This is a genomic window from Pelatocladus sp. (genome assembly GCF_059505505.1).
Genome location: NZ_JCACKS010000020.1, coordinates 66,286 through 80,476, shown reverse-complemented (window position 1 = coordinate 80,476; position 14,191 = coordinate 66,286). Strand labels below are relative to the sequence as shown.

The following is a 14,191-nucleotide window of genomic DNA, read 5'->3' as shown; positions in this document are numbered from 1 at the left end:
ACAAGGTAATGTCTCTGTTTTCCTTTCCTCAAATACTACTAGCTAGGCAGTTACAGCAATTCTATAAATTGTTGTTCAGCAGATTGATAATTAGTAGCTTTTATTACTCCTATAAATTCATTTTCTCCCACTTTTGCAGTGGGAGAAAATTCAACTAAGTTGCTTTGCATAGATAATTTAATTGCTTTGCAATCAGTGTTAATGACTTACATTTCATATACACTTAGGTTCTCATTTAGTAGTTTTCTCTACCTCTTTCCACAGTTATAAAGAAAATATTAAGTGATAGTTCAAATATACTACGCAAGAGGGAGACGGGAGATACAAAAGACAAGGGGACAAAGGACAGTGGGGAGTGGAGAGTATGGGGAACGGAGAATAGACAAACAATGCCGAATATCAAAGACTCATCAGCGAAATACAAATACTTGTTTACGAAAGACGATTCTTAAAGCTCAATGCTCAATGCCCAATAACTATTGCCTAATTGCTTGACTTGGTGGAATTTGTTCTATGGTAATTAATGCTTCCATGACTGCTTTTGCTATGGGTGCGGCGACAGTACTACCATATGTATTGGTTCCTCTCGGCTCATCTACTAATGCTAGTACTACATATCTAGGTGCTTCTACTGGCAGTATACCTAAAAAGCTAGTAACATATGCACCACTGACGTAACCTCCAGAGCGACCTGCTATTTGGGCTGTGCCAGTTTTGCCTGCGATCCGATAACCTGAGATTTGTGAGGGTTTCCCACTTCCTTCATCTACAACTGTTTCCATCATTTCTACTACTTGTTGGGTGGTGATGGCTGAAAAAATTTGTCGTGGTTCGGGTGTTGTTGGTGTATAGTGTATTTGATTTTTGCTATCGACCAAACCCTTAATTACATGGGGTGTGACTAATTTCCCACCATTGGCTAAGGCTCCGTGCATTTGTACTAGTTGCAATGGTGTTAGGGAAAAGCCTTGACCAAAGGAAGTCGTTGCTGGTTCGATGGGTGAAGCGATAAACTTTTCTTGACTTTTGAGCTGACTAGCTACGATAAAGGGCAAATCTGTAGACAGAGCTTGTCCTAATCCTAATTTTTCTAACCAACCGTAGTAGACAGAAGGTTGCAAACGTTGGATAATTTGCACCATGCCGATGTTACTAGAATGTTGGAGAATTTGAGCGATGTTAATACGTCCGTAGCTTTTGTTCTCAGCATTTTTGATCGTGCGATCGCCTACTTGAATAGAACCTGAGTCATTAAAAGTATCGTTAGCTGTAATTACACCATTTTCTAGAGCGATCGCGACGTTGAGAGGCTTAAAAGTAGAACCGGGTTCATAGAGATCAGCTACAGTCCAGTTTTTGAACAGTGAAATATCAGCTTTGGAATACTCATTGGGATTATAGGTGGGCAAAGAAGCTAATGCGAGTAAGGAACCATCCCAAGCATCCATGACAATTACCGCTCCACGTTTAGCGCTGTACTTATCCATCTGTTCTTTGAGTGCAGCACGAGCGATTCTTTGTAAGCGGCTATCAATTGTCAGTTGTAATTGTAGATCATCAGAATGGGGAAATCCATCTGGCGCATAATCAGGCATCAACGAACCGTTACCAGTTCGACTTAAGCGCACTGCTTGAACGGAACGTTCTAATAATTTTTCCTGACTATATTCCACCCCTGCCTGACCCCGACGATCAAGATTAACATAGCCGACTACTTCTGCCACTAAATCTTGTTGTGGATAAAATCGAGAGTATTTTTGAATCAACTCTAAACCATTGAGGCGCAATGCAAAAATTTGATTGGCAATTTCTTCAGGCATTGCCGATGATAGTAAAATACCACTTTTTTTACTGTCAAATTTATTCTTTAATTCAGTAACGTCTTTATCTACGATTGGCGCTAGCAGTTCTGCAATTTTTTGGTTAGATTTACTAAATAGTTTGGGATGAGCGTAGACAGTATACACTGGTCGATCTATAGCCAGTACAGTTCGATTGCGGTCTATAACTTGGCGACGAGGTACAAAAGGCCGCAAATTGACCATTTGTTGGTTTCGCGCTTTCTCCTTCAGCTTAGGCCCTTGTGCAATTTGCAAATTATACAATTTCAGACTCAGCCCCAACCCAGCAACAATTAATACAGCCCAAACAATTATCAACCGCGATTTCAGATTGGGTGTTCGCGGTTGGCTATTAAAGGTGAACGCAGGTAGAAATCTCCCTCTTGTTCTCTGACGCCCTCGTTTTTGTGATTCTGTTTTTGGAGGATTTCTGAATCTTCTTCTACTTGGTGATTTTTGCATAATTATTGTTGGTTGTTGATTGTGGGTTGTTGGTTGTTCTACCTACTAACTACCAACCAGCAACCAATAACTATTAAATTTAATATGCCAGTGGTTTAGAGTTTTGCTGTTGTAGTTGAAAGTTTGATTGAGTAGTTGTGATAGATGGTGACGAGTTAGAATCCTCCTGTGCTGGAGGTAAAAAAATTGCTCCGGTGGGAGATGGTGACACCAGTCCTGCTGCTGATGTTTGTGCTTCCTGTGCCATTTTATTTTTTAGCACTTCGATTGTTGTTGTTAATTGTCGCTCATCTCGCTGTAAGGTTTGCAGTTTCCGATATGACTGACTCCAAAGTTGTTGGGAATATACAGTCCAACCATAAATTACCAAGGTGGTTGCCACTAAAACAAATGCCACAATTCCTGAATAACGATTTATGGCATACAAGCGTAACAACCACATCGGAATTGTTCCTTGTTTGTTTAAATCTGGGACAGGTGTAGAAGTAGATACTGGTTTTTTGGCAGACGAACGTCTAGATCTTCTGGAGGAAGAGGAAATAGAAGCAGAGAATGTTTTTTCTGTGATAGTCCCAGAGGATCTAGATTGGTTGAATGTGGATGAATTTCTGATCATGAGAGAATTTCGCTGGAACCAACTGCGTTTTGCAGAAACATCTGATTTGCGAGCAACAGCCATAATTTTTTTAGATATATATTTTGTGCTTGAGAATGAGGACAAGGGTGACAAGGAGGAATTTTTCCTCCCTTATCTTTACCCCGATCCCCGATCCCTAGCAAGGGCAAGAGATTGTCTAGAATCTGTTTTTTTGGTACAATCTAGGGGGTTATAAAAATTTACGATTATTTTAATGTAGTTAGAGTAAAAATTACTACTGTGTCAAATTGATTTGGACAGATAGTTTTTCACTGTTAACGATTTTCCTTTCCCTTGACCAATAATTCATTGATGGTACCAGTCCCCAGACTTATCTGTGGAGTCGATCCAAAATCCAAAATCCAAAATCGATTGACCCGTTGATTGAAAGATCTATAGTTAGCTTTCTAGGATAAACTAAAAATAAAAAAGTTGTCTTTTAAAAATCTAACCTAAAAATTATTAAAATTAAGCAACAAATGAGGTATCTTATTCAACAGGCCTAAAATAGTTTTTGCCGCATTTGGTGACAGAGGAGTTATGAAAATAAAAATCTTTGGTTTTGCTCTTTTACTTGGTCTAGCTGCTACTCTCGGAGCCTGTAACGGTGCTAGTGAGACACCTTCCACCACTACCACCACTCCAGGCGAACCCACCGATACTGGCGCTACTACTCCACCCGCTACCGCCACTCCACCCGCTACTACTACAACTGAGAGTCCTTCTCCTGCAACTACTCCCTAGATTTTGGTCTCAGGTTAGATTACTAAGCGCTTTTGAGGTCGCTCCTCATACACTGATGATTTATTCTCTACTGCCCGGAGAATGAACTTTTGAGTTGAGTAATGCAAGCTATGGCTAGCTTTACTCAAAATTTTTCATATTAACTTTAAAGAATACAGAACAGAAGTTACTGTGAATTTAGCGATCGCCCACCATAGCCGAAAATGTAGCTAAGAAATGGGGGCGATCGCTCCCCACTAAAGATTGCTCAGACCCAAATTTTTTGTTAGTGAACTGGAATTTGTTGATCTAAAGTTGGTTCAATTTCACAAACGAGTTCATAGTAGGAGGTGGTTGGAGTGTGAGCAAACAAGTGACTTATCTGTTTTAAGATGTTTTGGTAAGCTTCGCTGTGGTTTGCTTCCATATCATCAATATTTTCCCAGAAAATAATCGCGATACCTTTGTCAGTCCCTGGTTGTTGCAGGAGATATGCTTTCTTGAAGCCTTTGGTATACATTGAGACAGCCTGTTCGTAAAGTTGCTTGGCTTCTTCAAACTTACCTGGTTTAAACTCTCCTGTAGCTACATAAACATATTGATGTCTGAGAAAATCTTGAAAGTCTGTCATTTGTGTTCTCCTTGGCAGATAGTAATTGGTCATTAGTCAATGGTCAATAGTAAAAAAAATCGAGACACTTGACACATCCCTATTGACTCTAGACTCCTCAAAGAGTTTTTTCTGCTTGTTGCAGTTTATAGGTTTGGTGTAACTCGACTTTCGTTTTTTAATTTTTTATTTTGAATTGGCGATCGCCAAACTCATACTATTTCAGTTTTTTGATGATACAAATATATGGGTAGGAGCAAACGGCCGTTCGCTCCTACCTTATTTGTGCCGACCTATTGACCTCACTTGACCCCTAAAAATAATGGGCAGGAATGAATAACTGATAACTGATAACTGTTAAAGTTGTTGTGGCGCACTAGTAGATGCATTGACGCTGTTCTGTTCTATGTAGCTATAAACTAGTCGAGAAACTTGATTAATAAAAGACTTTGCTCTTTTATCACCAAAAGGTCTGCGAACCATAATTCCAGCTAGGTAGCGCTTACCTGTTGATGTTTGAATAATACCTGCATCTCCAAGAATAATCCCAAGTGTACCTGTTTTGTGAGCTATTACCGCACCTTTACCAAGACCTGCTGGTAATAAGCTTCTGTTCTTAACATGACGCATGATATCCAATGCTTGGGAACGACTTCCATCATTCAGTAATTGATTATTACTCAGCAAAGCACCTAGTCTGACTAAGTCTTTTGCGCTAGTTGTGTTGGTTCCCTTAAAGTCGCCTAATAGATTACGAATCATGGTATTTTGCAGTCCCCAACTCTGAAAGCGCTGATTTAATCTTGCTTTACCACCCAAACGATCAATAATCATATTGGTTGCAGTATTATCGCTGATGGTAATCATCTTTGTGGCAGTTTCTAAAACGCTCAGTTTAATTCCTGGGCGTTTGTACTGCAATGTTCCTGAACCTCCAGTCATCAAATCACGACGCATGACCAAAGTTTCATTCAGTTTGACTCTACCTGCGTCTACTTCCTGAAACAAAGCTACTAAGATCGGAAACTTAATAGTGCTAGCAGCTGGAAATACCTTTTCTCCATTCAAATCTAGATAGTTACCTGTATCCAAATCTAGAAAGAATATCCCTGGTTGAAGATAGTTATAGCGAGACATTAATGCTTTAACTTGAGTATTTAACTGGGATATGTCTTGACCTAAACGAATTCCTCCGACAAAGGAAGAAGCATCACCTATTTGAATCGGAAACTGTTCTTCACTAGACTTGTTACTTGCAACTTGCTCAAATGAATTCTTAGAACTTACACGTTCAACAGATGAAAAGTTTACTATCCAGTGAGAAGAAGAATCTCCTTTAATCAATAATTTATCTGGAGAAACTGTATAACCACGAGCTAATTCAATTACCATTCTGGTAGTCTTAGCATCAACCTGTCCGATCCGGATTTCTTTGATTGCTGAACCAAAAGTTTGGCGAACTGTATCACGATTAAGATTTGTTCCAGGTAAATCTAATACTATTCTTGTGGGATTTTTAATTAAAAAAGCTCTTGGTTGAACTCCAGAATCAGTTGTTAAATGTAGCTGATTTCGTGCCTGATCGAAGTTCCAAGATTGCAATCTAGCAGCTTTTACTGGAGAAGATAGCAACACAATACTGACGACGCTAAGTAATAAAAAGCGTAATCTCATCTTGTTATTCATATGATTTACTTGCACAGATTTTCAGATTTATCTCAGTAGATCCGGAATAAATCTCAGTATTATCCGAAAAAGTTAAAAGAGTGATTAAGCTGTTTTAGGAACCGAATTTAGACGGTGAAATTACAGAATAGTTCCAATGCTTGAATAGAATTAAGTTCATACCTACAATGAATGAAATTGATAGGCAAGCGAAAATTACCATCCTACTGAATCCTTTGCGAAGTCAATAGATTTGATTTTGTAATATTTATGCGATCGCACCTTTAATGTTGCATAAAAACTGATGATGTCAAATTTACGTGAAATTGCTTGTGGTTTACTAGCATGTAGATATCATATCAGTATTATTACAATTTTTAAGAAAAGATTAAATTTTGATTTAATAAAGACAGGATTTAGACAAACAATAACCAAACTCTGATTTTCACTGTAGGGCTAAAGTATGCCTTTGTACTCTTTGACTCTTGCCTTCTCCTCGTTTTACGCCATCTCAAAACAATCTGCCAAACTTGTTGCAAAATCAAAAAAATCGAGTATGATAGTAAAGTTGCCAATTAAGGGCGGGTGGCGAAACTGGTAGACGCACCACACTCAAAATGTGGCGAGCTTGCGCTCATAGGAGTTCGATTCTCCTCCTGCCCATTTAATATAGAAGGAAATTATAGAAGTTTGCGATCGCAATTCTTCTAGTATATACTTAGCTCGTTCAACCTAAAGCAGAGTTTTCTGGTAGTGCATTCCAGGCTGAACTATGGAAGAAGAAAATTAGAGGACATTTATAAAGATTATATTACTTAAAACATTAATTAGATAAAAGTATATACTTCGTACGTAATTCTGCTATTTCTATCCGGATTATATCTGCGGCATCTTGAAGACTGCTTAGGCAGGTGAAATTTGTACTATTTAGCAACATTTTTGTCAAGTTATATTTTATACAATATTTTTTATATAAAAATATTTGTGTAATTTTTACTTAAACAACTGCTTATTAATAGTAAGTGAATCTACATATAACAGCTAAAGACTGGAATTCACATAACTGACTCAACTTAGGATTGTTGTAATATTTGTGACTTTATTCTCAGAAAGCAACGTATAGGTTAATATAAAAAATTTTATTTTAATTTGATGCTTTCAATAAAAATGAATTATAATATATTACAGTACTACAAGCTTTAAAATCAGGTTATAAAAATAAGGTAGTTATTAAGTTTTATTTTGTAATCAAACATAGGATTTTTAGTTCAATTTAAGGACAATTATTTATGAGACTAAAAAGATGGGAATCTCCTCGCCGACAAGGGAGAAATGATAAAGGTAAAGGCGGTTCAGCAAGAAAACGACAAATCAAAAAACAACAGCAAATGCTAAGGCGCAAGCTGAAGACAGACAAAGAAATCAATGATAATAACAATCAGGGAACGGGGGAAGAAAATGTTAGCTTCCCCCCTTTTTTTGGGCTTTTTCAGGATGATAAAAAACAAAGTTGTTAGTTTTGCGTTACTGGGTGACAGTTATTGCACTAGCACAGTGCAAGCAATCAAGTCGTCAATATTTTGCTTAACAAGAAAAATTACAGATTTAAACAAATTAACCTCTGGCAAATATCTATATAACAAGTAGTGTAGACAACGAAAAAATTGTTGTCATTGCTCAGTAATAGTTTTTACATAAAGAATTTGTTTTGCTTTTACAGAATCTTCATTAATGTTTGCAAAAAAATCTTAAAGCAATTATAAAGAAAACATGAAGTTTACTAAAAAGCTACTGACAAGGTATCAATGTGGAGTAAGGTAATATACAGACGGCTTGATTAAATTATTACCAGGGAAGCAGTAATTTACTGTAATTTACTGTATATAACCATTGCATCTCCATGTGTTAACTGCCTACCTTTTCCCAAATATTTCCAAAGCAAAACTTTTAGTAGAAGCTTGAGGTTTTTAGGTTGGGAATGGTTTTGTGGTTATTTGATTTTATCTGTGACACAAGGAGTGACTTATGGTAGGAATAACTTTTCTACCTACTCAAAAAGTGCTGGAGTTCCCAATTACTGCCTTACGTTTTGATGAACAAATACAGACGATACTGAGGTGGGCGATCGCGCGCGAGAGCAAGACTGTATGTGTAGCCAATGTGCATATGCTCATGGAAGCTCATTGGAATCCAGAGTTCGCTGGCATATTGCAGAATGCAGACTTAGTCACTCCTGATGGTATGCCCTTAGTTTGGATGATGAGGCTTCAAGGAGCGCGATACCAAGACCGTGTAGCGGGAATGGATATTTTGCAAGCATCATGTCAGCTAGCTCAAACACTTAACGTAAGTGTTTTTTTTCTGGGTTCTCAAACAGATATTTTGTCTCGTATGAGGACAAGGTTAGAGACTGAGTTCCCTAACCTAAAGATTGCTGCCATGGAACCCTTACCGTTTCGTCCCTTAACAACCAAAGAAGATGAAGCCCTGATCCAAAAGATTAACTCCAGTGGCGCTGGTATAGTCTTTGTTTCTTTAGGCTGTCCAAAACAAGAAAAATGGATGAATCAGCATCACGGTAAAATTCAGGCAGTGATGATTGGGTTGGGTGGCGTATTTCCAGTATATGCAGGGATTCACAAAAGAGCGCCACGGGTAGTGCGGGATTTAGGTTTTGAATGGTTATATAGATGGATTCAAGAACCCCGACGCCTTTGGAATCGCTATATGACAACGATCCCACCCTTTGTGTTGCTAGCTTTGAAGCAATTATTGATGTCGAGTTCGTTTAGTACTCCATTTCATATTCGCGAACGTTATTTGGGATGGAGAGTAGAGTAGTTGTGAACAACTAATATTTTCCATTCTTGCCAGGAAAATTCTGATCCCAAGGGAGGTTGTATGACCAAATCAAACTTTCGACTAGGGTTCCTATTCAACCTCCACGTAAGATGCACCTTAAAATCTCTCACTTCTATCACTATTTATTTCGTGTTGTTGGACTGAATTGATTCGTGAAAATCGGCTTCAGTAGATTTTTTTCGGAAAAACTCTAATGTAGATTACAAAATATTTCCTGATATGAGAATTCCTGGGAGAAGTAACTGAAGGATCAAGTAAAAACAGTATTTTTTCTGAGATGTTAAGTCACCTAAGCTGCAAACTAGCAAGCTTTGTCCAAGTTGATGTAACACACACGGATAAGTAGATGAAGACAAACGAACTAATTATTGAGGCGGGGCGCACTGAAAGACAGTACTGGCAAGATCTGTGGAAATACAGAGAACTTTTCTACTTTCTCGCGTGGCGTGACATTTTGGTGCGCTACAAGCAAACTGTGATTGGCATGGCCTGGGCATTGATTCGCCCATTTCTCACAATGATAGTATTTACCGTTGTATTTGGAAACTTGGCAAAGCTGCCCACTGAAGGTAATACACCTTACCCAATCCTCGTTTATGCGGCAATGTTACCTTGGCAGTTTTTCTCTGGTGCGCTTAGTGAATGCAGTAACAGCTTAATTAACAATGCTAACTTACTTTCTAAAGTCTACTTTCCGCGTTTGATTGTGCCAACTTCGGCGGTGATCGTTAGTTTTGTAGACTTCATGATTTCTGGCATGATCTTGCTGGGATTAATGGCTTGGTACAACTTTGTCCCTGATTGGCGTATTCTTACATTACCACTATTTATTCTCATTGCCTTTGCAGCCTCAATGGGTGTGGGATTATGGCTAGCGGCTTTAACTGTCGAGTATCGAGATTTCCGCTATATAGTACCTTTTATCGTCCAGTTTGGTTTGTATATTTCTCCGGTAGGTTTTAGCAGCAAGATTGTCCCAGAGCAATGGCGCTTGCTGTATTCTCTCAACCCAATGGTGGGAGTAATTGATGGTTTCCGTTGGGCAATTTTGGGTAGTGAATCGCAGGTATATTTACCCGGTTTTGCACTGTCTCTAATGATTGTGTTTCTACTTCTAGGGAGCGGTATTTGGTATTTCCGTAAGATGGAACGTACTTTTGCTGACGTAATTTAGGTATGTGATTGAAGTAGGAGTTAGGCAAATGTCAGATAGTGTAATCAGAGTTGAGAATCTAAGCAAGAAGTACGTCCTGAGTCACCAGCAAGAAGGACAAAGCAACTATAAATCTTTGCGGGAAGTTGTTAGTAATGGGGCAAAATCTCTAGGTAAAAAACTGCTCAAGCCTTCTGGGAAAGAAATATATAACTCAAGCATTGAAGAGTTTTGGGCTTTAAAGGATGTTTCGTTTGAAATTAAGCAAGGCGACAGAGTAGGGATTATTGGGCGTAATGGTGCTGGTAAATCTACACTGTTGAAAATTCTCAGCAGGATTACAGAACCTACGAAAGGAAGAATCAAAATTAATGGAAGAATTGCTAGTTTATTAGAGGTAGGGACGGGTTTTCATCCAGAATTGACTGGTAGAGAGAATATTTTTCTCAATGGTGCAATTCTAGGAATGAGTAAGGTTGAAATTCAACGTAAATTTGATGAGATTGTTGATTTTGCAGAAATTGAGAAGTTTTTAGATACGCCAGTTAAACGCTATTCATCTGGAATGTATGTAAGGTTAGCATTTGCCGTAGCTGCTCATCTAGAACCAGAAATATTGATTGTGGATGAAGTGTTGGCAGTAGGGGATGCAACTTTTCAGAAGAAATGTCTGGGCAAAATGGGAGAAGTAGCAGAAGGTGGAAGGACTGTAATTTTTGTTAGCCACAATATGCAAGCCATCAGGCGTTTATGCTCTAAAGCTGTTTATCTTGAACGAGGAGTCACCAAGAATGTCAGTAGTGTTGAAGATGCTATTCAACGCTACTCTGCTCAATCATCTATGTCAACCTTTGATGTTGACTTGGATTCTATGCATAGACCTGATGGGATTGGAGAAAAGGCTCGTTTACTTCGTCTTCGATTAGCTCCAGATACTAATTTCAGCTATGGCGAACCTTTGAAGTTGACAATCACTGTCCAGTGTTATCAAAAAATACCCGATTTAGTGATTGGAATCGGTTTTGACACATTAGACGGTAATAGGATCATGACTCTTGACTCTGACCACAATCAAGTTCCTTTACAAATTCCAACTGGTATTCATGAAATCCATCTTTGTTTAGATAAAAATCCACTTCATCCAACTATTTATTTAGTTAGTCCGGCGATCCATTCAAACAATTTTAATTTGGATTATCTTACTACACCATTAACTTGGGAAGTCAGTTCAGGACCAAGTGATTTAGTTGGAGACAGAGGATTTGGAGGTTGTCGTCTACCTCTCAAGGCCTTTGTAGCAAATCCCATTAATATTTAGTAAAACTAAAAATCAAATTGTATTTATTGGTATCGATGAATCAACTGGTAAGACTTTTTGAATTTAGATGTAAAACTATAAGTGAACTTCGTATAACCTTAAAAAGGAGAAATTAAAAAGTGCAAATCCCTATTATTAATCGGTCAAAACTCAAAAATATTACTATTTTATTACTCTATAAAATTGCACAACTCCTACAACAAAATAAATTTCAAACCAGTAAAGCTCAACTACGTAAGGTAGTCCATATTTCTCCTCAGTATTTCAGCAATGATTCGTACATCGGTGGTGGTGAACGCTACCCAACTGCCTTAGCTCAAACTATGGCAACATATGTTAACACTGTACTAATTAGCTTTGGCAAGACTCGGCAAACCATAATGCAAGAAAACCTAAGACTAGAGGTTTATAGAAGCATTAGAACACTGCCTGACTTCATCTTCTATATGTGGGAGTTAGTAACTGCTGATATAGTTCATTGTCATCAATACAAAACATTCATAACAAATCTGACTATTTTAATTAGTGCTTTGTTAGGAAAGCAAGTATTTGTCACAGACCATGCTGGATGGATGGATAACTATACAGACAGTCTCCCAATAAATAAACTTGTAAATGGCTTTCTCACTGTTTCTGACTGTTCCGCAAAATTACTATCACTAAGTGATAAAGTACAGACTATCTATGGTGGCGTAGCTCAACATTTTGTTGATGTAGAAATTAATGAGGAACGTGAGCGCAAGGTTCTTTTTGTTGGAAGACTGATGCCACATAAAGGAATTAACTATTTAATAGATGCAATAGATAAGAATACACCAGTAGAGATCATTGGTAGAAAATACGATGAAATATATTTTTCTAAATTAAAAGAATTGGCACTTGATAAGCAAATTAAATTCATAACTAACGCCATCGATTCTGAAATTATTGCTGCTTATCGAAGTGCTACTGTAACAGTACTGCCTTCAGTTGATGTTGATATCAATGGTTGGAAACATGCTGCACCAGAATTATTAGGATTAGTGTTGCTAGAAAGCATGGCTTGTGGAACACCAGTCATTTGTACAAATGTAGGAGGTATGCCAGAGATAGTTGTGGATAAAGTCACTGGTTTTATAGTACCTCCAAATGATCCTAAAGCATTAAAGGAGCGCATTGACTATCTAATTGATAATCCTAATGTAGCAATAAAGATGGGGAAAAAAGCTAGGCAGAGGGTGTTGGAAGAGTTTACATGGGAAGCAGTAGTTAAGCGTTGCTTAATTGCCTACAATAGCTAATTTTAGCAAATGCTCTACTGACTTTTACTGATTGGATATCTGTTTTACAGAATTGCTAAGTTTATGAAAAAGATTGCTTTTTTTATACAAAATAAAATGACTTCTTAGAGCGGTAGTGAAGAATTATGGTCAGAAACTATTGTCAAAATAAAATGGCTAACCAAGACCTTGCCAGGCGTAACAAAACGTTAGAGATTAGAAGCTAGAGTCAAAAAACTAAGTATTTATTATAACTCTAATAAAGATAAATATATCAGGTTATGTATGACAAAATATTTTACCGTTAAAACCATACACTATAGTGGACTAACAGATCAGTTGGGAACCCAATTCTCACGCTTGTATTCTCTTGGATGTGTTTGTCAATATGAATATGTTTATACTCCTTTTTCCTTTCCAAGAAGCCACGGTTATATAGGTAAAGAAAGATTAATAAGGAAAAGCGAAAAACTCATATTTTCGACCTTCCCTTGGATATATCAGTTATGGTTTACTCGGAAAGTCATGACTAAAATATTAAATTTGTTATACAAATTTTTATATGCAAATGCTTCTTCAAAAAGCAATAAGGACGAAGTTATTGCAAATTTCTTAGGATTTTATAATTTTGAAAATCAAATAAATGATGATAAATTTAAAGACTATAAATTAATAACTATAGATTTACACCAAATACTAGAAAGTAGTTCTATCACGAATATTTTGCATTTGAAACATATTATAGAGGATATGTCATCATATCCCTATTTAATATATGAGTTTGTATGTACTGATAAAATGCATCCTTTTTTGGATAGAATAGACTTTTTATTGAAGAAATCAGAATTAGAGATTTTTGAATTTAGTAGCCACAAGCTATCTGAAAATTATTGGAAAGCAAGGAAGGAAAAACAAATAGTTTCTGGTTTTACAACTGTTAGTGATGAGAAGATTCATCTTGTAGCACATATTAGACTTGGTGATAGCATTAGTATTCATCTACCCCAAAAAACCCTTTATGTTAATGGTGATTGTGTATTCAACAGTGATAATGAATCAGATGTTAAATCAATCGAAAAAATATTTAATGTTGATCCTAATCGGAGAGCAGTAGATATTTACCAATACAAAAACTTTTTGGTTAAAACATTTGAAATTTGGGGAAGAGAAAATATTTTTTGCAGCATTATATCTGATGGTTATGAAAGAACTTTTAACGTTATTAGAAATTATTTGAAGCAAGGAAAATTGAAGCTTTCTACTACAGAAATGCGACAATTACAAGATTTAGAAAAAAGTTTGAATGATGATTTTAACGATTTTATTAGGGATTACTCAGACACAAGTATTGTTAGTGAATCCTTGGATAATCTTCTTAAATCTATCCATTATCTTGCATCTGCTAAAGTTGTTATTTGGGGAACCGGAGGCTTTGCTTTCTATACACACAAATTATTTAAGAAACATGATAATTTTTCAATGATATTTCATGTAAAAGATCAAAGCGATGAAATATTCAAAGAAATGACGAACCTGAAATTTCTCATTCATCCTTGATAAAAAATGCAGACATGTTTACTTTTTAGAACTTGCCTTATGTTTATTCTCGCCGATTACATTAATAGGAATGTTCGTAATCTCAAACAAAAATCCATAAACAA

The 14,191-nt window shown here is 37.0% G+C and carries 12 protein-coding genes and 1 tRNA gene; 9 read left to right on the top strand and 4 right to left on the bottom strand.

The window, feature by feature from the left end; all coding sequences use genetic code 11:
- Nucleotides 1-476: 476 nt before the first annotated feature.
- Together AC5JMK_RS02400 and AC5JMK_RS02395 are read right to left on the bottom strand one after the other, a co-directional pair.
- Entirely contained in the window at nt 477-2,303 is a 1,827-nt protein-coding gene (locus AC5JMK_RS02400; RefSeq protein WP_096673218.1) for a peptidoglycan D,D-transpeptidase FtsI family protein, read from the bottom strand.
- 79 nt (nt 2,304-2,382) lie between these two features.
- Nucleotides 2,383-2,745, bottom strand: coding sequence for a hypothetical protein (locus AC5JMK_RS02395; protein ID WP_495909299.1), 363 nt, complete (start codon nt 2,743-2,745; stop codon nt 2,383-2,385).
- Between AC5JMK_RS02395 and AC5JMK_RS02390 the strand changes: the two genes are divergently transcribed.
- A complete protein-coding gene (locus AC5JMK_RS02390; protein ID WP_495909298.1) occupies nt 2,720-3,136 on the top strand; it encodes a hypothetical protein in 417 nt (138 codons plus the stop codon). The genes AC5JMK_RS02395 and AC5JMK_RS02390 overlap by 26 nt on opposite strands.
- A gap of 344 nt (nt 3,137-3,480) precedes the next feature.
- Nucleotides 3,481-3,684 carry a hypothetical protein gene (locus AC5JMK_RS02385; RefSeq protein WP_096673222.1) on the top strand — a complete coding sequence of 68 codons (204 nt, stop codon included), beginning with the start codon at nt 3,481-3,483 and terminating at the stop codon, nt 3,682-3,684.
- Between the two features lie 265 nt (nt 3,685-3,949).
- Here the strand turns inward: AC5JMK_RS02385 and AC5JMK_RS02380 are convergent, their stop codons facing one another.
- Together AC5JMK_RS02380 and AC5JMK_RS02375 are read right to left on the bottom strand one after the other, a co-directional pair.
- Nucleotides 3,950-4,294, bottom strand: coding sequence for an antibiotic biosynthesis monooxygenase (locus AC5JMK_RS02380; protein ID WP_096673224.1), 345 nt, complete (start codon nt 4,292-4,294; stop codon nt 3,950-3,952).
- A gap of 336 nt (nt 4,295-4,630) precedes the next feature.
- Nucleotides 4,631-5,947 (bottom strand): serine hydrolase, encoded by a 1,317-nt coding sequence (locus AC5JMK_RS02375; protein ID WP_495909300.1) that lies wholly within the window; start codon nt 5,945-5,947, stop codon nt 4,631-4,633.
- A 570-nt stretch (nt 5,948-6,517) separates the two neighbouring features.
- Here AC5JMK_RS02375 and AC5JMK_RS02370 point away from each other — a divergent pair.
- The 7 genes from AC5JMK_RS02370 to AC5JMK_RS02340 all read left to right on the top strand — a co-directional run bounded on the left by AC5JMK_RS02370 (nt 6,518) and on the right by AC5JMK_RS02340 (nt 14,087).
- Nucleotides 6,518-6,601 (top strand) — tRNA-Leu (locus AC5JMK_RS02370).
- 626 nt (nt 6,602-7,227) lie between these two features.
- Complete coding sequence (locus AC5JMK_RS02365; RefSeq protein WP_495909297.1) at nt 7,228-7,455, top strand: hypothetical protein; 228 nt, start codon at nt 7,228-7,230, stop codon at nt 7,453-7,455.
- Between the two features lie 508 nt (nt 7,456-7,963).
- Nucleotides 7,964-8,779, top strand: a complete 816-nt coding sequence (locus AC5JMK_RS02360) for a WecB/TagA/CpsF family glycosyltransferase (RefSeq protein ID WP_495909296.1) — start codon at nt 7,964-7,966, stop codon at nt 8,777-8,779.
- Nucleotides 8,780-9,146: 367 nt separating this feature from the next.
- The gene (locus AC5JMK_RS02355; protein WP_096673232.1) at nt 9,147-9,974 is read left to right on the top strand and encodes an ABC transporter permease; all 828 of its coding nucleotides are present in this window, start codon (nt 9,147-9,149) and stop codon (nt 9,972-9,974) included.
- Nucleotides 9,975-10,002: 28 nt separating this feature from the next.
- Nucleotides 10,003-11,271, top strand: a complete 1,269-nt coding sequence (locus AC5JMK_RS02350) for an ABC transporter ATP-binding protein (RefSeq protein WP_495909295.1) — start codon at nt 10,003-10,005, stop codon at nt 11,269-11,271.
- 119 nt (nt 11,272-11,390) lie between these two features.
- Nucleotides 11,391-12,551 carry a glycosyltransferase family 4 protein gene (locus AC5JMK_RS02345; protein WP_495909294.1) on the top strand — a complete coding sequence of 387 codons (1,161 nt, stop codon included), beginning with the start codon at nt 11,391-11,393 and terminating at the stop codon, nt 12,549-12,551.
- Nucleotides 12,552-12,815: 264 nt separating this feature from the next.
- A complete protein-coding gene (locus AC5JMK_RS02340) occupies nt 12,816-14,087 on the top strand; it encodes a hypothetical protein (RefSeq protein ID WP_495909293.1) in 1,272 nt (423 codons plus the stop codon).
- Nucleotides 14,088-14,191 lie beyond the last annotated feature (104 nt).

Coding starts and splice junctions, on each gene's coding strand:
- AC5JMK_RS02400 (WP_096673218.1), bottom strand. CDS start 2,303: ATGCAAAAATCACCAAGTAGAAGAAGATTCAGAAATCCTCCAAAAACA.
- AC5JMK_RS02390 (WP_495909298.1), top strand. CDS start 2,720: ATGGCATACAAGCGTAACAACCACATCGGAATTGTTCCTTGTTTGTTT.
- AC5JMK_RS02395 (WP_495909299.1), bottom strand. CDS start 2,745: ATGTGGTTGTTACGCTTGTATGCCATAAATCGTTATTCAGGAATTGTG.
- AC5JMK_RS02385 (WP_096673222.1), top strand. CDS start 3,481: ATGAAAATAAAAATCTTTGGTTTTGCTCTTTTACTTGGTCTAGCTGCT.
- AC5JMK_RS02380 (WP_096673224.1), bottom strand. CDS start 4,294: ATGACAGACTTTCAAGATTTTCTCAGACATCAATATGTTTATGTAGCT.
- AC5JMK_RS02375 (WP_495909300.1), bottom strand. CDS start 5,947: ATGAGATTACGCTTTTTATTACTTAGCGTCGTCAGTATTGTGTTGCTA.
- AC5JMK_RS02365 (WP_495909297.1), top strand. CDS start 7,228: ATGAGACTAAAAAGATGGGAATCTCCTCGCCGACAAGGGAGAAATGAT.
- AC5JMK_RS02360 (WP_495909296.1), top strand. CDS start 7,964: ATGGTAGGAATAACTTTTCTACCTACTCAAAAAGTGCTGGAGTTCCCA.
- AC5JMK_RS02355 (WP_096673232.1), top strand. CDS start 9,147: ATGAAGACAAACGAACTAATTATTGAGGCGGGGCGCACTGAAAGACAG.
- AC5JMK_RS02350 (WP_495909295.1), top strand. CDS start 10,003: ATGTCAGATAGTGTAATCAGAGTTGAGAATCTAAGCAAGAAGTACGTC.
- AC5JMK_RS02340 (WP_495909293.1), top strand. CDS start 12,816: ATGACAAAATATTTTACCGTTAAAACCATACACTATAGTGGACTAACA.